The organism is Arsenicibacter sp. R0_47, assembly GCF_057652235.1.
Window position 1 is genome coordinate 38626 of record NZ_JBYFCJ010000021.1, and the last position, 17466, is coordinate 56091.

A 17466-nucleotide genomic window follows, 5' to 3' on the forward strand; every position below is an offset into this window, starting at 1 on the left:
AGGAATTTTTATCGGTTTATGGTCATAAACCGGGTAAACTCCCTGCCATTGCTCAGCCGGACAATGTAAAAATACGTGCCGTCCGGTACACCGGCACTGGTACTGCCAACGCCCTGATTGGGCCGGCCATCCCAGTCATTCCGGTAATCCTGACTACGGTAAACGATATGTCCCCAACGGTTGAAGACTTCCAGATCAACGCGGACACCGGCCGGTACCTGCTGAATTACAAAGCGGTCGTTAACTCCGTCGCCGTTAGGGGAGAACCCTTCCGGAATAAATACGGAACTGCCTTCGGTTGATGCCGCATGCAGGGTGATGACGGTTGGTTCGTCGTTATCGCCGGGGTTACCGTTCCGGTCAGGGTCCGGGCTGTTGCCGTTCGTCGATTTGTCGCGGCAAACCATTCCGTTTACGTCCGTAGCGGTGGCCCATGCACTGTTTTCAAACGTCAGTGTGTTGGCCTGGCCAATATCGATGCCGGCTGTCAGGTAAATCGTGTGACTGGCACCGGCTGTCAGCGTGTTATTAGCGGCCAGCAGCGTAGTATCGGCATTCTGACCTGTAAAGCCGGCAGCGGTTGTCCAGCCGGCGTCGGTCCGGATTGTTAAGCTCCGGATGACCGCACCGGACGCCGCGAAGGCACGGGTCAGGTTGTCAGAAACCTGCACATTCGTTAACGTGTTTTTGCCCTGATTGGTTACCGTCAGCTGGTAGGCGACTTCGACTACACTATTGCTGACCCAGATCGGGTCAAAGGCTTTTTTGCTGAGCCCGATCAGTTCTGCTGACGGAGTATTTTGCGCCGGAATGGTGGCTGTCAGCTTAGTGGTAGCACCGGTACACGGGCCGCTGCCGTCCGGATCGGGCGTTGATAGCGTAAACTCGACGGAGCCGCGTTGCTGGTCGGCATCCGAAAACAGATAACGGGTTGTGAGCGCTGCCGGGTCAATGAGCAGTCCGCTGCCGGTTGTTTGCCAGGTGAGCGATTGGGCCGTACCCCGCAGCTGCGCCTTTACGCGGACCGCCCGCGACTGAAAATCCAGGCTATCAACCCAGGCAACGATTCGGGCCGGATTGCTGATACAGACCGGAATGGCATTCCGGCAGGCCGAGATAACAGCCGTGACTGCAACCGGCTCACTGTAGCACCCGTTATTGTCTTGAAAAATAATGTAATAGGTGCCGCTTTCGACCGCAGTCGGTGACTGAACGGCCGGTGCATTGGCCGACGGACCGGTGCGGAAAAGCCAGCTGCCTTTCAGCATTGCGGCCGGTGATTCCTGAATGAGCCGTGATAAGTCGGCGGTCTGATACGGGCATCCGTTTTGGGCCAGGGTTGCAACCGCAGGTCTGAACGCAGTGCTTTGCACCTGAATGGTCTGCCGCTCGCTGCTGTCGCTTTTACAGGTACCGACCTGGCAAATGGCGCGGTATACGGTAGTTTGCGCCGGACTGACCATCCGGTTATTGCCGGTATAGCCATCTGACCAGACAGTGCTGCCGGCACAACCGACAGCCGACAACTGTACCGACTGACCGGCACAGATCACCGGTTTATCTGTCTGAATCAAGGGCCTGGTCGGGGTCTCAATCCGGACAAGGGCCGGAAGCGACGGAGTGCTGATACAGCCCGACTCCCGGCAGCTGGCCTGATAGGCTCCGGTTTGTGCAGGTTGTACTGTGAGTGTATTGCCCGAACTGCCGTTTGACCAGAGAATGGTACCCGTACAGCCGGTAGCCGATAAAATAACATTGTCATTCGGACAGGCAATCGTATTATCCGGCGTGATTACCGGTGCTTTCGGCGTATTTACCGTGATGGTATACACTTCGGCAAAGCAACTGATACACCCCTTCTGAAGGCGGCAGATTGCCGTATATTTTGTTGTGCGCTGCGGACGGACTGTAATGGCAGGTAAGGTATCATTGGTACTCCATACCACCGTTCCGGTGCACCCCAGGGCGGTCAGCCGGACCGAATCACCGCGGCAAACGGCCGAAGCCGACCCCTTGATTACCGGCGGCGTTGGCGGTGCCGGACAGGGAGACGTCTGCGCAGGGGCATTGGTTATGCCGAGGGTGCTGATGAACCCGAGCAGCATAAGCCAGTGACTGAGTATATGTAATGGTTTCGGTAAAAACTGTGTCATGCAGCCCAACAAAAAAAAGTGAGCGAAATAAAACGATAACCGTGCCTCAACGGTACCTTCTTTTATGTCGAAATTCATGCCAACTCACCAAAAAACTATTTTTGAGCGATTTCGGCATGACTTAAGCCTCCGGAATAGATCGAATGGTGTTACTAAATTTACATATATATAAATAAAGGCACGCTGTTATTAGACTCCACCGGCGTTATCATAAATCATGCCATATTGCACTTACTGAATTTTAAGTAATACGTAGCCCGGGGCTTTAGTGGGTTTTCTGTCCGGAGGTTGTATACTTAAAAATAGTTTTCGTAAATTGTTTTTTGTTAGAACCAACAAACCATCCTTTCATGAAGAAATATCTGCTAACCGCCTTTGTTGCGATGCCCTTCCTCGTTTCGGCTCAGGATAAGGCCTATACGATTAAAGGAAAGATCGGCACACTGACGTCACCGGCAAAAGTGTATTTACGTTACGTGGCTGCCGGAGCAGCCAAAACTGACTCAGCAATGGTTCAGAACGGTGCTTTTGAGTTCAAGGGAAGCGTCGATAGCCCGACCAGAGCCAGCCTGCTGGTGGATGCTAAAGGCAAGGGCATGCGTCAGATCAGCCCGTATAATGTTATCGGAATTTATCTGGAGCCCGGTACCATCTCGGTGGCCAGCCCTGACTCGGCGGCCAACGCTGCTGTTACAGGTACACAGATGAACCTGGATAACGAAAAGCTGAAGGCGTCTCTGAAGCCATCGAACGAAAAAATGGATAAGCTGATGGCAGAGTACCGTAGTGCTACGCCTGAGCAGCGGAAATCAAAAGAATTTGAGGCCGATATTGATAAGCGATACGAAGCCATCCAGGCCGAACAAAAGGCCGCCAACGGCCAGTTTGTGAAAAACTCGCCAAAGAGTCTTGTCAGTCTGGACGCGCTCCGGTCGTATGGCGGCATGGTGCCTGAATACGGTGATCTTGCTCCTTTATACAACGGCTTGTCTGACGAAGTGAAAAACAGCACGGCCGGTAAAGACTTCGCTACGTCGCTGGCGGCCATTAAAGCTACATCGCTTGGAGAGGTTGCACCTGACTTTTCGCAGGCTGATACGCTGGGTAAAGCGGTTGCACTCCGTGATTTCCGTGGCAAATATGTACTGGTTGACTTCTGGGCGAGCTGGTGCGGACCTTGCCGCGCGGAGAACCCGAATGTGGTGAAAAATTTCCACCAGTTTAAAGGTCAGAACTTCACCGTATTAGGGGTGTCGCTTGATCGTCCGGATGCTAAAGAGGCCTGGATGAAAGCCATTCATAAGGATGAACTGGCCTGGACGCACGTATCAGACCTGAAATACTGGAACAACGAAGTGGCAAAACAATACAATGTGCGGGCCATTCCGCAAAACTTCCTGATCGGGCCGGACGGTAAAATCGTGGCCAAAAATATCCGCGGCGAAGAACTGGGCAAGAAACTGGCCGAAATTCTGCCGGCGAAGCCTTAACCGGCTGCCGGATACTTGATGCCTGATAGCTTAATGCCAGATGGCTTGATGCTGTAAAATGGATAATGAATAGTGGCTGGTGGAAACCGGAAGCCCATTATTCATTATCCATTTTACATTATTCATTAACGCATATGGAATCTCAGGCTATTCTGCATCTACTTAACAGAAGGCCTTCGTTCACGAATCTACGATTGCAGTTATGTTTTTTAAACGGTTCCGGAAACCACGTCTGACCACGGATGCAGAATTTGTCGCCGCCTACAAGGCGTCCGGCGATCTGGAATTGCTGGGTGAGCTCTATGAGCGCTATATGGATATGGTTTATGCGGTCTGTTTTAAATACCTGCGGGATGAAGAAGAGAGCAAAGATGCCGTTATGCACCTGTTTGAACAGCTGGCAACAGATTTGAAACGACATGAAATCCAGAACTTCAAAAGCTGGCTGCACACCGTAGCCAGAAACCATTGTCTGATGTATCTCCGCAGCCGGGAAGCCTCACTGCTGAAGGTGAACATGCCGGATGACGAGCGGGATGAAGATGCATTGGTAGAGCAGCAACTGATGGTTGCCGACGATGAATACGCACTGGAACTGGAACAGAACCTGACGCAGATGACCGGCTGTCTGGCGAAACTGCCGCGGGATCAGCAAACATGCCTTGAATTGTTTTATCTTCAGCAAAAATCGTATGCTGACGTAGCCGACCTGACGGGTTTGTCGCTTAAACAGGTAAAAAGCAACCTGCAGAATGGCCGGCGGAATTTGAAAATTTGTCTGGAAAAGACGGCTGGGAAATGAGTAATCAACTGACTATACACGATTTACATGCGTATCGGGCCGGTTTGCTGAGCAAATCCGAACAGCACCGGATCGAGCGTGCATTGCTCGAAGATCCGTTTTATGCCGATGTGCTGGAGGGGCTCGAAGCCTTGCAACAGGCCGGTACATCGCTGACTGAACAAACGGCTGAGCTGAAAGAAGTGCTGCACGAACGTGTACATGCCTCCGCCACCAAGCAGCGGCTGATGCCGCTTTGGGTGACCTCGGCGGTTGCATCGATTCTGCTGATGCTGGCGGTAGCGATCTACATGATCTTTTTCTACAAACCGCCCTTCAAAGCCGTTGACCCGACTAAGCCAATGGTGTTTGAAGTAGAACTGATGCCGGTGCATGAACAGAAACTGCCTGAAGTGTACCAGCAGGAGTTTGCCGCCTTTGTGAAGAAAAACCGGCGGCCTGACGTAACAGGAGCGGGTCAGGTAATTGTTGACCTGACCGTGACCGGACGCGGGGCGATTGACGCAGTAGCGGTCCGTAAATCACTGGATGCGGTACACGATCAGGAGGCTGTGCGACTGGTACGGGCTTTTCAGAAATGGCCGTCCGGAAAACAGGAAGTACGCATTGACTTCCCTTGAACAAAGCGTTGCTGTTTTGTATGCGATAAGTACAATTAGGTAAATAAAAGCGGGCCGTTTACGAAAGTCTTTTAAACAAATGAAACATTTGTATTCGGCTGGCGTTTACCCCGCAGTACCTAATACATTTCGTACCTATGTTTAATACAATTTCTCAACGGCAATCGCCGACCTCTTTTCGACTACTACTGGCCACTTTAGTTTTATTATTTGTTTGTTACTCAAGAACATATGGTCAGCAGCGCTGGAGCGCAGGTCCTCGTGTCGGCGTAAATTTTTCAGATTTAATTGGTGATGTACAAAATCGAAAAGGCATGTTACCGGGGCTTTCGGCCGGTCTGGGTGTGATGTACAGTGATTATAGCCGGTTTGGTTTAGCGGCTGACGTATTGTTTTCGCAGCGTGGTGCTAAGTTTGAAATCCCTGTCGGGAATGGGCAACTCGCCTTTAATCAGCGGCTTAATTACATTGAAATTCCGATTACACTGCGTTACTACCTGAATGATGCCGGTAATTTCCGGCCAAACGTCTACTTTGGTCCGTCGCTGGGGCTGATGCTGAAAGGTAAACGTGTGAACCAGAAACTGAATGGCAATGATATTGCCGATGCTGATAACAGCCGTGATTTCCGTCCGGCCGATCTGGGCGCTACGGCCGGTATTCAGTTCAACTTCCGCGCCGGCAACCGGCAGCGGTTCACGATTGATGCGCGGTATACCTATGGTCTGACAGACATTTCGGTGCCTGCGGAGCGTATGCAGAATTCATTCATTACCGTCGGGCTTGGCTACAATTGGGGCATTGGCCGCGAATACACGCGCCGTGACCCGAAAATCCGCCAATACCGTCGCTAGTGTTCTGTCATTCCGACGAAGGAGGAGTCTTTGCCGCTTCCGGAAAGTACAACGTTTCTCCTTCGTCGGAATGACGAATCAACGGAAGTTGAGATAAACTTCAACGCCGTAATACCGTGGCCGGCTCCACGCAATCTGATCGCCCCAGTCATACTCCCAGCCGTGCTGAATAAACAGCTTGTTGGTCAGATTCTTTCCCCACAACGCAATACTCCATTTTCCGTTACGCGGTGCCAGTGAAATCCGGCCGTTCAGAATCGTAGCGGCTTTCCGTGCAATAACATCAGCGTTGGAAATGTCGTTAAACGCCTTGCCGGTATGGTTAATGTTCATGCCGAAAAACAACCGCATCTGCTCGCTGACCGGTAAGGTATATTCAGGAGCCACCGAGAATGTAAAATCCGGTGCTTTCAACAGCCGGTTGCCCGCATAATTGACCGGTCTGCCTTCCCCATCGGTCCCGAACGGAAAGTCAATATACCGGAAGTGCAGATAGCCCATTGATACATCCGTCCGGAAGTTTTTCAGCATCCCCGAAAATTCAGTTTCTACCCCCCAGCCGCGTGTTTTTGGTGCATTAGCCACCCGTACGCGGGTACCCTGATCCAATAATTCCTGCTTGTTGAAATAGTCGGTATAAAATACGGCCGCATTAAACCGTGTGCGCTCGCTGAAGCGCGATTTAAATCCGAGCTCATAGTTGTTTACAAACTCCGGTTTAAAGACCAGACCCGTGCCTTCGGGATCCCTGGTGACCGAGGTATTGAAACCGGCCCCTTTGAAACCACGGGCAAATTTGGCATACCCCATCAGATAGGGCGAAAAGCGGTAATCGAGGCCGAGGTCGTACGACAGCGCCGTATTATTGGCTTCCCGCCGTATGGGTTCCGCTTTCGACCCGACATTAACAGCATAAATATTAATCAGCTCAAACGGCACCCCATTGACATACTGGTTCCGGATCCGTTGCCAGTAATCCAGCTGCCGTTTTTCGGAGGTAAGCCGCAGCCCGAACGTTAACCGTAGCTTTTTAGACAACTCATACGTTCCCGAACCAAATGCCGCCAGACTCCGCGAATGAATGAGGCTGTTGGTGGTGTAGCCCTCACTGGTAAATAGTTGTCCGTCCGGAATTGGCCCGCCCTTCATTTCTTCGCCGATGAGCATAAAATCCTTTTCGAGCGTGAAGGTGTCAATAGCGGCAATCTGTTCGGTCAGGAAATAGAGCCCGCCGATGTACGCAAACTTCTGATCGCGGGGGGAGTGGATGCGGAGTTCCTGACTGAAATTTTTCAGTTTTTGGGTGCGGCCCCAGATGGATACATTGGCCCGTGCCACATCGTTATCGCCGAAGTACTCATCAACCGAATTATTGAAGGCCGTAATCGAGGTCAGCGTGTTGCGGCCAAATTTAAATTCGCCTTTGGCCACGGTTCCGTATTGATTGCGTTGAAAAGTATTCGGTACGCTCTGATTCGTGTGCAGGCCTTCGTCGGCCGGAATACCCAGTGGCTCGTAATCGGGCTTGCCGGCGTATACGAACGTGTTTTCGGCGTTGCCGTCCTTACCGTAATAGGCCCGCAGGGTTACGGCAATATTCGGGTTCGGCGTGTAGAGGGCCGATGCCCGGAAGCCGTAAAAACTGGTTTTGTTCGTGGCCTGAATAGCGGGTACCTCGTCTTTGATATAGCCCTGCCGGCTGGTATAGGCACCGGTTACCCGGAGTGCCAGCTTGTTTTTAATGAGTTCGCGGTTGATTTTAGCACGGGCCTGAACGAAATTATAGTTGCCGTAGTTAAGCTCGACCTGTCCGTTGTTGGCCAGTTCCGGCTTTTCGGAGACCACATGGATAACGCCGCCGATAGTGTTTTTACCGAACAATGTCCCGTGCGGACCGCGCAGCACCTCAATCCGGTCAATATCCATCAGGGTAGAGTTAAAGGCAAAACTCCGCGAGAAATAAACGTCGTCGATATACAGCGCTACCGTTGATTCGAAACCTACGTTATCGAACACCGTTGACAGGCCCCGGATGGAGAAGGAGACCTGCGAATTGAGCCAGGAATCGGTAATCAGGTTCGGTACATTATTGAGCGATTCCATGGTGTTATAAACGCTCCGGCGCTCCATATCCCGCTGCGAAATAACCGAAGCGGCCACCGGTACTTTTTGCAGATACTCTTCAACGCGGTTGGCGCTTACCACAATGTCTGACAACTGCATGTCGTTGCTGATCAGCCGGAAGTCAATGGTCTGCCGCCGGTCGGGCGTCGGGCGGACGGCTCTGGACTGGTCTTTAAAGCCGATAAACCGCACCACCAGTTCGGACGGCTGGCTGATACTAAGCCGGTAACGGCCAAACTGATCGGTAATGGTACCCCGGTTAGTGCCCTTGATAAAAACAGATGCACCGACGAGCGGTTCGTCATTGGAAGCCCGTGCTATGCGGCCGGTAAGGATAGTGCTGGTCTGGGCCGTTGCGTGCTGCCGGCTGAGGATGCCGAGCAATAGAATGCAAAGGATACGGAAACAGCGTACTGTGTTACGGAAAGGATACGGTAAAGCTACATTCATGGGGATAGCATCAGAAAGAGGAGAGAGAACGAAGGGTTATTTATCGGAAGTGCCCTGTAGCTTACCTTCCAGGAGCCGGAATGTTTTTTCGCGGTACAGCCTGATTTTTTCCTGATCATGCTGTTCTTCAAACGGTTTGTTGCTGTACCTGGTCTTTTGCAGCAGGCGGGTGTCGCCGAAAACAATGCATTTCTGCGGGTCGTAAAGATGGGGCTTAATCCGGATTTTCAGCTCCAGGATGGTATCCAGCGTTTTGTCGAACACCCACCACGCTTCGGCCTGATCGTTGAAATTGCGGGTAATCTGGATTTCGTCATCTACCAGCGCATCGTCGTACTGAAAGCCTGACCCTTCTTTCGAAAGGCTCTGTACGAACTGCTTCCGCACATCATTGGCAGAGAAGTTATACACCCTGACAATTTTATCGTCGATCAGGTTTTTCTTATCATACTCAAGGATGCTGATTTTCTGGTTGGTGGCTTTCAGTTCATCGGTTTGGCGGGCAATGATCTGCTCCAGCCGCCTGGTTTCCTGAACCTGATCACTCAACTGGTGCTTCAGATCGTTGATAGTTTTATACTGCGCCTGAATACTGTCGTTGCGGGTAAGAATGGTTTTCTGGAGGCCGGCGACGATGTTTTGCAACTGTACTTTTTCGGAGCCTGCCTGACGAAGGGCGATGCGGAGGTTATTGTTTTGCTGGGTTAGTGTGGCTAGCTGCTTTTTCGGGTCTTCGGCGGTAGGAGTAACCGGGGTTTGTGCCCTTGTACTCCTGCCACAAAAGAGAACCAAAATTAAGATTAAGAAAGCTTTACGGTCCATAAGGGTACACATTTTTTATAATGGTAAATATAGACGAACTTTCAAGTATTCAATCAAGACAAACTATAAAAAAAATTAATAGGATTGGCGTATTTGTACGTATAGAATAACTTGTTGGTAAGTTTTTGATTACTAACGACTTTGAAAGGGGTGTTTTCGGTGGGTTCTGCGAAAACAGGCATCGCAAAATGCAGGTCACGGCAGCTCTGTTCGTAGACCTCCCGGCGGGTCGGATGCAGGGGCGCAACGACATTGTAGGTGCCGGTCAGCTGCTTCCGGAGCAGGGCAGCAATGATCCCGGCGGCATCATCCCGATGGATGTAATTAACGGGGACATCGCCGGTCGTAACGGTCTTGCCGGCGACATACTTACCGGGTATCCGTTCGTAGCCCATCAGCCCTCCGCAACGCAGAACGGTCACCATGCGGTCGCCGGACTGGTCCAGCCATGTTTGTTCGGCGGTAACCAGTGCCGGAGCGGCCGATTCTGCGGGCAGCACTACATCGGCTTCGGTAACCTCACGGTTTAGTTCCGGGTACACCGACGTGGAGCTGATGTAAAGTACCCGGTTAACGGCAGATTGCCTGACGGCCTGCGCCAGCCGGCGGATCTGTTCCGGATGAAAATCGTCGCCGAACTTACCGGCCCGCGGCGGAATATCCACGATGAGAATATCCGTGTCCAGCAAGGCTGCCAGCTCGCCCACCGGCTCCGGATTCAGCTGTAGCAGGTGGGCATCGATGCCTGCCTGCTGTAGAACAGGCAGTTTTTCGGGCGTTGTGGTGCTGCCTTTTACAAGATAGCCTTCCTCAATAAGGAGTTTGGCCAGTGGCAGGCCAAGCCAGCCGCAGCCGAGGATTGAGACGGTTTGCATAAGTCGTTATCGGGTTAAGTACGCCATGACCGGCAAAACAGTGAACGAGTCGGATACATGATCGAACGTCCGGTAAGAGTCGGTTGTGTATATGGCGTCAATACCGGCTAACGAAAAGCCCTTGCTGAAAATTCCGTGGCTGACGATCAGGACAATCCGGCCGGCGTTGTGGGTTTTCAGTGCTTCGGCAATGCCGGTAAAGGTGCCGCCACCGTCGCAGATGTCATCGGCGATATAACAGGTTTTTCCACCCAGATCATCTGCAAATACCTTGAAACCAGATAGTTTTCCGGTTTTTACGTCGCGTGATTTAAGGCATTCAACAACGTCATCGGCTCCGATAGCCTGTGCTGCCTCATGCACTTTTTTCAGCGCACCGGCATCCGGCGAGACCAAACACCAGGCGTCTGCCGGATAACGGGCTTGATCTGCCTGAATGGCATCACGGACAAACTGAATATTGTCAATAGCATGACTCCGGTCGAGCAGGGCAGTCGAGACGTTGGAATGTGGATCAAAAACCGTGACACGGTGAAAGCCGGCCATGTTGATGATATTGGCAATAACCCTGAGCGAAAACGGTTCGCCGGTAGTCATGACCCGGTCCATACGGGCGCCGAGCAAATAGCTGATCACCAAATGAATGCGCTCAACGCCTGACGTGCTGAGCGTTTGCTGCGCCAGTAAGGCTACCAGCAAATCGTCTGAATTAGCGATGCGGGTGATAATCCGGCAGTTGTCGCGGTTATCCGGCAGACTCTCCGGTCTGATCCGGAGGTGCGGCTGGCCGTCCGGGAAGGTAAACCGCTCAAAAGCGATATCCGACGCAGCCGGGTCGAGTAAGTTAAGGGTAAGCATCGTTTGTTGTGGTTAAAGCTGGTCCAGTAGCCGGGTACGTATCTCGTTTACTGTCTGATCGGCCAGCAACCGGCCGTCGCGGAAAACAGGCCTTAGTTCACCTGTTGCTTCTTCTTCCCATGTGCATTGGTCTTTGAGGACCAGTTTACCGGTGGCCGGATCGCGATGTACGGCCAGCAGGCCGCGCGCCGAACGCTTGGTACCGTCGTCGGTTTTAGGATCTTTAAAAATGTCGCGGCCAACGTGATTCACCTCGCCATAGGTAGCTTTCATGGCAAAACCATAGGTATCCCGCGTGACGTACTCGTAGGTGTAAGAGCCGATGCCAAGCACGACGTTATAGCTGGCAAAGCCCTTTTGGGCCAGCCCCTCCAGAATACGCAGTTGCCGTTCGGTGGTGATGCTGTCGCCGTAAATCAGGCCAATGTGCGGGTCAAGGAGTTTATAGCCGGTTTCGGTCAGACTACCGCCGAAGGTTTCCCAGAGGCAGACAACGGCGCCCTTGTGCTGCGGTGTACCGGCGGGTGCGTCGGGGTCACCAACGATGATCTTTACCGGATCGCCGCTGTCGGGCCGGATCACTACCTTACCGTCGCGGCTCAGAATCGTTTCTTTCAGCTCAGGCAGAAAGCCGGTGATCACCTGCCAGAAATCCCAGGTGTCTGACACAATCGAGATAATACCGGTTGGGTAAACCTCCGTGATCAGCCGGGTAAAGGTACCGATCTCGTCGTTCTGCGTACCCATGCACATAACACTGTGTTCGGTGGCCGCCACCGAACCGCCGACCAGCTCCTGTTCGCAGTCGGCGTTGTAGTATGTTTCCAGAAAGTCGATGGCCGGAATGGTATCGGTGCCGGTGAAGGACAGCAGGTGGGCCGCTCCGCTCAGTATCGCATCTTCAACCCCCGACATACCACGGAATGAGAAATCATGGCCCTGCCACGGGACAAAGCTCATGTCGCTGCCTACGGTTCGGGCGGCGTATTGCCGGAACACGCGCAGGTACTGAAACGCCGTTGTTGCCGACGTACAGGGTTTCCAGAGAATGGTGCTCATCAGTGTTTCGAGCATATTGGTTAACCAGAAAAATTCAGGCCGCGTATTCCGGATGGTCAGCACCGGTACGCGCATCGGGGTCAGCTGGCCTTCGGGTAACGCCTTGATCTCAAGCGGCAGGTAGCCAAGATCGTGCAGATCGGCAATGTGCTGGTACGAAATGCTGCCCGGGCCCAGGTAATTGTCGATGCGGCGGCGGTACTGCGCCATTACCTCGTCTTTCGGGCGCTGAAAAAACTGTTCGTTGAATTGCCGGATCAGGTACTCTTTCAGAAAATACTGCAATCCGAAGAAGACAACCTCCTGTGTATCAGAAACCCTTGACTTGCGGGGTGTCAGGTTTGAATAAACGAGTGTTGTTCCGTCCGGATACTGAAACTTGTGGCCAACCTTGTAGCCGTCTTTCAGCAGAATAGGTAAGGTATTCATAACAGTGTCTGGTTAAATTTTAAACTGAAAACCACTTTTGACTAACGCATCGTACCGTTCCCGGTCAAATTCGAACAGTTCGGGGGCGCGGTTTTTTTCGCCGAGCCGTTTCTGACCGGTAGGTTTTACGATGCCACTCGCGGTGATTTTCTTGTGAAAATTGCGCCGGTCAAGCCTGACGTTGAGTATGCATTCGTATAAGTCCTGTAATTCGCTGATGGTAAACTGCGGGTTCAGTAGCTCAAAACCAACAGGTTGGTAGGTGACTTTAGCCTGTAGCCGCTGGATGGCGGTCTGTAAAACGTCCTTGTGGTCGAACCCAAGGGCGGGCAACTGACTGACCGGAAACCAGTTAACATCGTTAGCCATTTTTCCGGTTGTCAGCTCAACGTGCTCTGGGTTAATCAGTGCGTAATAGGTCACCGACAATACCCGTCCGCGGGGGTCCCGGTCAGGTCTGCCAAACGTGAAAAGCTGCTCCAGATAGAGACTGCCAAGGCCGGTTTTTGTTCTAAGAATCCGGTCCGCCGATTCCTCCAGGGTTTCGTCAAGGTACAAAAAGCCGCCCGGAACGGTCCACATGCCTGCATAGGGTTCTTCTTTCCGGTTCAGAAGAAGAACGGAGAGCTTTTCACCGTCATAGCCGAAGATCACACAGTCGATGGTGACAGATGGTTGCGGATAGGCTGATAGCGATTGCATAACGTAGTTTGCGTATTGTTTACGCAAACATAAGGCAGTACACCGGATTTACAAATAGTTTGCGTGTTTTTTACGCTAACTATCGAGCAAACGGTCTGTCTAACACTGTTAGATTATGATCAGGGGATGAAAAACCTTAGAAACGTTCGTGAATCAGCGCCAGAAAACCGGCCGTACGTTTGCGGATTTCGGAAACGGACTGGGTAAAATTATTGTGCATCATACTGAACAACAGTACCTTTCCTTTTTTCGTAACGAGATAGCCGCTTAGGTTATAAACGCCGGTCATGGATCCGGATTTAGCAAAAATATAGGGTTGGGCACCGCTGCCCATGCTGCGCAGCGTACCGGACCGGCCGGCTGCCGGTAGTAAAGCAAAGAGCCGTTGCTGCGAAGCACGCCGGCTGATTTCCTGCAGTAGCTGAATCAGGGTGTTGGGGGTAAATAAATTATACCGCGACAACCCCGACCCATCGACCCAACGGTCCTGTTTAAGCTGACCATTAAGGGTTTTGTCGAGAACGACGTTCATCGCTGTGCGGGCGTTCAGCTGGCCATCGGTCTGGGCGGCACCCATCAGCAGGATGTGTTCGGCAAACATGTTATCGCTCACCTGCAACATGCGTTTATAAAGCGAGTCGGCCGGAACGCTGCCGTAAAAAATCCGTGAACTGGCCGGTAGTGGCTGGTTTATAACCGTAACCGGGCGGTTCAGGGTGTCAGCCAGCAGGGTTGCTGCCAGTGTAGCCGACCAGCGGAAGGGTACATCCTGACGAACCGGCTTCGTCACGGTTCCTGCCGTAAAGCGGTTGCCGGTCTCCTGCCGTTGTACGGTGTTCCCGCCCGGATCGGTTACCAGGCTATCGGCAAACAGGTGCGGACTTATGCCGGTTGGTTTATCCGGAGCACTCGTGAAGCGCACCAGATTGCCATAAACGGGCAAGGGGGCCAGCTCTGCCGAATAATCGTCGTTATAGTCGTCCCACGCCCAACCGGCGCCGAACCGCTGACCAGTATAGTTGGCTGGTGAGAAAAAGAGTTTTTCGGGCCGCTTCCGGAGGAAACCGAGCAGGGCTGTATCGGGCAGATCGGGGTGGAGCAGCAGCGGGTGACCGGTCCCCCAGAAAATAAGCGAGTCGTTGCGGCTGACGTACCGGATCGCCGGCAGCGAGTCACCAAGTGTCATCAGGCCAGCCAGAAACGTAACCAGTTTGGTGTTAGAGGCCGGCGTAAAATGAAGATTTCCGTTGTGGTCGATGAGCGTTTTCTGCGCCGCCGGATCGTACAGGGCGAAACCGGTAAGGTGGTCCGTATAGAGGGGATTACCGGTTAATTCGCGGCGGAGTTTACGGGCTGGTGAACAGCTTACCAGTACCAGACCAAGCAGGGCAAAAAGGTAGTATCTCATCGTTTGTCAAAAAAGAAGCAGGGCCAACACCCCGGCTATGTAGTCCGCGGCGTTGGCCCTGCTAAAAACGGCGAAAAGATGTTATCGTGCAATCATAATCTTCTTCGTTTGCACAGAATCACCGGCTTTCAGTTGTAAAAAGTAAAAACCGGTCGGGAGCTGCGTCAGATCAAGCTGTTCGTTGATGCTGGTGCCCTGGACTTTCAGCGGCAGCTGACGAAGCGTCTGGCCTGAAGCAGTCGTAACGGTCAGGTCGGCTTCGGTCGTGGCTTTGGCCAGTTTGGCCTGTACCCGGATCTGTCCGTTGCTGCTTGGATTCGGGAATACCTGAAACGTTGAGGTAATCTGCGGTTCCGTGGCCAGAATTTTGGCGGCAGGCGGTGTCTGAATCCGGAGGTTATCAATGCCCCAGCCCCAGCCAATGGCTAACTGATCCGAGAAAAGGCGGAAACGGATCAGAATGACGTCGTTTGCCTTGAAGTTGCCGTTATCGAGCATGTAAATCTCGCGGGTTTTGTACAAGCTTGGCGTACCAACGGTGCTTGAGTTTTTCTCTCCAGGCTGACCATCAACCAGGCTGCGGTTATAGGCTGTTAACCAGGCCGACTGGTCATTGGAATCATAACCGTCAGCAAGCGGTAACCAGGTAATACCGCCGTCTTTAGATCCTTCAGCTACAACGTAATCGTAGAAGCCATCATCACCGAACTTGGTACCGGCATCACCCGGCTCAACCAGTACAACCTCATCAAAACGTAGGGTAGCGCTGTCGGGATTCGCTTTCAGTCTGATGGGTGTCAGATAGTTAAGGTATGTATTGCGTTCGTAAAACACATCTGCACCCCGCTCATACGGGTGGGCCGAATGTATACCCGGATCGGTAAAGCCCGAAGGCTGCGTGATAGAGAAACTGTTACCGACGAAATCACTGGCGTTGACCGACGCAAATGAGGTCGAGAAGCTATTTAAGGCTGTTGTTTGCGGAGCAATGATTTTTACTTCATAAAAACCCGTTGCCGGCAGAATGGTCTGGTTTTTATTCTTCGACTTATCCCGGGCAATAATCCGGTATTTCAGGACATCGCCCGCATTCAGGAATTTATTGGTAGCCGTGCCTGGTACAATTAACCCCACATACACACTGTCTCCGCTTGCCAGACTACCGGCATAGCGTAATCCGCTTGTTTTAGTAGCCTGCGAGTTCACGGCATATTCAACATAGGCCGTATCCATATTCATCTGCCGGTCGTCGTTAATGGCTACAGACAGGAACAGGGAGTCCGAAGCGCCCCGTAACTCATATGGCTGCGGAATGTGGCGGCGAACGGCGGGTGCTACATTATCAGGACCCATCACGAAGTAGTTGACGACCTGGCCACCGGTGTAGTTTTTACCCGGATTGGTAAAGGTCCGGCCACTAGCATCCTGTACTTCAAAATAGTAACGGTATTGTCCTACGGCCTGATTGGCGGGAATGGTATATGTATACTGATCGGTGGTGCCAACGCGGGTTGGCGTTACGGTCTGGAAACTACTCAGGCTCGTTGGTGGTGTTGTACCTTTATAAATGTACAGTTTTACCGAAGAAGGGTTATAAACAGTATCACTCACTACCCGCGCAGAAAACACCAGGTCTTTTATTTCCTCCATATCGTCAAAGGCCGTATGCAGCAACGAGGTCGTTTTCCATTCCATATCTTCGAACATGGCAAGGGTCATCGGTCCCGGCGAGTGAATGGCCTCCGCGTTGGCAATGGTCGGGGTCATCAGCGAGTTGGCTGTGCCCTGCGGATACGTCGATTCGTCTAAGTGAGAGATACTCGATCCTGCATTGTAGGTGGACGGTGCGTAGAGGCGTGCTTTACCACCGGTTCGTTTCGTCACCATGTCTCCCGAGAAATAGAGACTGCCGCCGGTCAGCTGCTGCGCCAGCGCCTGTGATTCGTCAGGATAGGTGGAGAAGTCAACCAGACTTTTGGCTTGTGCATTCTGTATAAAGTGAGCAAATACAGTCGGATAGCCGTACCCGTGAAAGCCGATTCCCTGTGATAAGCTCATGCCGCTGACGAAACCGAGGCCGTGGCCCAATTCGTGTAACACAACGGTTGCCAGGTCAATCTGGCCGGCACCCGGTTTAGCGTCTGTGCCGTAATAGAATTTTACACTGCTGTTGCTGTTGAACGCCGCGTAGATATCGGCGCTGTCAGGGCTGTTCAGCTGCCGGCGGGCAATTTTTTCGGCGAGGGCAATCGGATAAACACCGAATGCTTTTTGTGCCCCGTCGAAACCAATACGGTAGTCATCCGGCCGGGCCTGACCGATGGTTGTTCCGCTTGACGAGCCGGCGCCCAGATCCTGCCAGTAGGCTTTAATCCGGATCGGGACAGGCGACGAAATCAGGGAAGCCCAGATATCAACGGCATACTGGAATGCTTTCTGGGCTTCCGGAGAGAAACCTTTGTATTCAACGATAAACTGTGCGGTTGGAGCCGCTGCTACGCGTGCATTCCGGCGTTGCAGATAGGCTTCCGGTGGTGGAACGGTCGTAAACGCGTCGGTACGGGAACCGTAGCAGGTTACGCTGGCGGGCTTATAAACCCGCATCTTCATGGCAAAATTTTTGTAATCGCTCTGGTTGGGAGCAGCAGTGGCTTTAAGTTTAGCGGGCGGGTCAAATTTGGGTGCGCGCTGAGCCATGGCAGACCCGATGGACAGCAACCCCAGCACAACCCAAAGTCGGGCGAGGAGAGAAATAGTCATGTAAATGTGTAAAAGTTAAAGACGATACCGAATAAGTTGTGTTGTTGGCTTTTATAAACT

General features: G+C 52.4%; 13 protein-coding genes. 4 read left to right on the plus strand and 9 right to left on the minus strand.

Translation table 11 applies throughout. The features are described 5' to 3' along the window. Positions 1 to 8: 8 nt before the first annotated feature. Complete coding sequence (locus AC23NW_RS25685; RefSeq protein WP_487453068.1) at positions 9 to 2105, minus strand: T9SS type B sorting domain-containing protein; 2097 nt, start codon at positions 2103 to 2105, stop codon at positions 9 to 11. Positions 2106 to 2503: 398 nt separating this feature from the next. On the opposite strand from AC23NW_RS25685, the gene AC23NW_RS25690 reads away from it, so the two are divergent. The 4 genes from AC23NW_RS25690 to AC23NW_RS25705 all read left to right on the plus strand — a co-directional run bounded on the left by AC23NW_RS25690 (position 2504) and on the right by AC23NW_RS25705 (position 5919). Further along, positions 2504 to 3643, plus strand: coding sequence for a TlpA disulfide reductase family protein (locus AC23NW_RS25690; RefSeq protein ID WP_293834029.1), 1140 nt, complete (start codon positions 2504 to 2506; stop codon positions 3641 to 3643). 202 nt (positions 3644 to 3845) lie between these two features. Further along, positions 3846 to 4445: an RNA polymerase sigma factor gene (locus AC23NW_RS25695; RefSeq protein WP_293834030.1), complete on the plus strand. Its 600-nt coding sequence runs from the start codon at positions 3846 to 3848 to the stop codon at positions 4443 to 4445. Continuing rightward, positions 4442 to 5065, plus strand: coding sequence for a hypothetical protein (locus AC23NW_RS25700; protein ID WP_487453070.1), 624 nt, complete (start codon positions 4442 to 4444; stop codon positions 5063 to 5065). Before AC23NW_RS25695 ends, AC23NW_RS25700 begins: the two co-directional genes overlap by 4 nt. Positions 5066 to 5202: 137 nt before the next feature. After that, complete coding sequence (locus tag AC23NW_RS25705) at positions 5203 to 5919, plus strand: porin family protein (RefSeq protein WP_293834032.1); 717 nt, start codon at positions 5203 to 5205, stop codon at positions 5917 to 5919. Positions 5920 to 5997: 78 nt separating this feature from the next. On the opposite strand, the gene AC23NW_RS25710 is transcribed toward AC23NW_RS25705, so the two are convergent. From AC23NW_RS25710 to AC23NW_RS25745, 8 genes are all read right to left on the minus strand, one after another. Continuing rightward, the gene (locus AC23NW_RS25710) at positions 5998 to 8427 is read right to left on the minus strand and encodes a TonB-dependent receptor (RefSeq protein ID WP_487453073.1); all 2430 of its coding nucleotides are present in this window, start codon (positions 8425 to 8427) and stop codon (positions 5998 to 6000) included. 102 nt (positions 8428 to 8529) lie between these two features. Continuing rightward, on the minus strand, positions 8530 to 9285 hold the full coding sequence (locus AC23NW_RS25715; RefSeq protein WP_487453074.1) for a hypothetical protein: 756 nt from the start codon (positions 9283 to 9285) through the stop codon (positions 8530 to 8532). 83 nt (positions 9286 to 9368) lie between these two features. Further along, a complete protein-coding gene (locus tag AC23NW_RS25720) occupies positions 9369 to 10190 on the minus strand; it encodes an SDR family oxidoreductase (protein WP_487453075.1) in 822 nt (273 codons plus the stop codon). Between the two features lie 6 nt (positions 10191 to 10196). Then, the gene (gene prs / locus AC23NW_RS25725; RefSeq protein ID WP_487453077.1) at positions 10197 to 11048 is read right to left on the minus strand and encodes a ribose-phosphate diphosphokinase; all 852 of its coding nucleotides are present in this window, start codon (positions 11046 to 11048) and stop codon (positions 10197 to 10199) included. Between the two features lie 12 nt (positions 11049 to 11060). Further along, positions 11061 to 12536: a nicotinate phosphoribosyltransferase gene (locus AC23NW_RS25730; protein ID WP_487453078.1), complete on the minus strand. Its 1476-nt coding sequence runs from the start codon at positions 12534 to 12536 to the stop codon at positions 11061 to 11063. 12 nt (positions 12537 to 12548) lie between these two features. After that, entirely contained in the window at positions 12549 to 13238 is a 690-nt protein-coding gene (locus AC23NW_RS25735) for an NUDIX hydrolase (protein ID WP_487453079.1), read from the minus strand. Between the two features lie 136 nt (positions 13239 to 13374). After that, complete coding sequence (locus AC23NW_RS25740) at positions 13375 to 14646, minus strand: D-alanyl-D-alanine carboxypeptidase/D-alanyl-D-alanine-endopeptidase (RefSeq protein WP_487453081.1); 1272 nt, start codon at positions 14644 to 14646, stop codon at positions 13375 to 13377. Between the two features lie 81 nt (positions 14647 to 14727). After that, positions 14728 to 17406: a T9SS type A sorting domain-containing protein gene (locus AC23NW_RS25745; protein WP_487453083.1), complete on the minus strand. Its 2679-nt coding sequence runs from the start codon at positions 17404 to 17406 to the stop codon at positions 14728 to 14730. Between the last annotated feature and the right edge of the window lie 60 nt (positions 17407 to 17466).

Coding starts and splice junctions, on each gene's coding strand:
- AC23NW_RS25685 (WP_487453068.1), bottom strand. CDS start 2,105: ATGCTGCTCGGGTTCATCAGCACCCTCGGCATAACCAATGCCCCTGCG.
- AC23NW_RS25690 (WP_293834029.1), top strand. CDS start 2,504: ATGAAGAAATATCTGCTAACCGCCTTTGTTGCGATGCCCTTCCTCGTT.
- AC23NW_RS25695 (WP_293834030.1), top strand. CDS start 3,846: ATGTTTTTTAAACGGTTCCGGAAACCACGTCTGACCACGGATGCAGAA.
- AC23NW_RS25700 (WP_487453070.1), top strand. CDS start 4,442: ATGAGTAATCAACTGACTATACACGATTTACATGCGTATCGGGCCGGT.
- AC23NW_RS25705 (WP_293834032.1), top strand. CDS start 5,203: ATGTTTAATACAATTTCTCAACGGCAATCGCCGACCTCTTTTCGACTA.
- AC23NW_RS25720 (WP_487453075.1), bottom strand. CDS start 10,190: ATGCAAACCGTCTCAATCCTCGGCTGCGGCTGGCTTGGCCTGCCACTG.
- prs (WP_487453077.1), bottom strand. CDS start 11,048: ATGCTTACCCTTAACTTACTCGACCCGGCTGCGTCGGATATCGCTTTT.
- AC23NW_RS25730 (WP_487453078.1), bottom strand. CDS start 12,536: ATGAATACCTTACCTATTCTGCTGAAAGACGGCTACAAGGTTGGCCAC.
- AC23NW_RS25735 (WP_487453079.1), bottom strand. CDS start 13,238: ATGCAATCGCTATCAGCCTATCCGCAACCATCTGTCACCATCGACTGT.
- AC23NW_RS25740 (WP_487453081.1), bottom strand. CDS start 14,646: ATGAGATACTACCTTTTTGCCCTGCTTGGTCTGGTACTGGTAAGCTGT.
- AC23NW_RS25745 (WP_487453083.1), bottom strand. CDS start 17,406: ATGACTATTTCTCTCCTCGCCCGACTTTGGGTTGTGCTGGGGTTGCTG.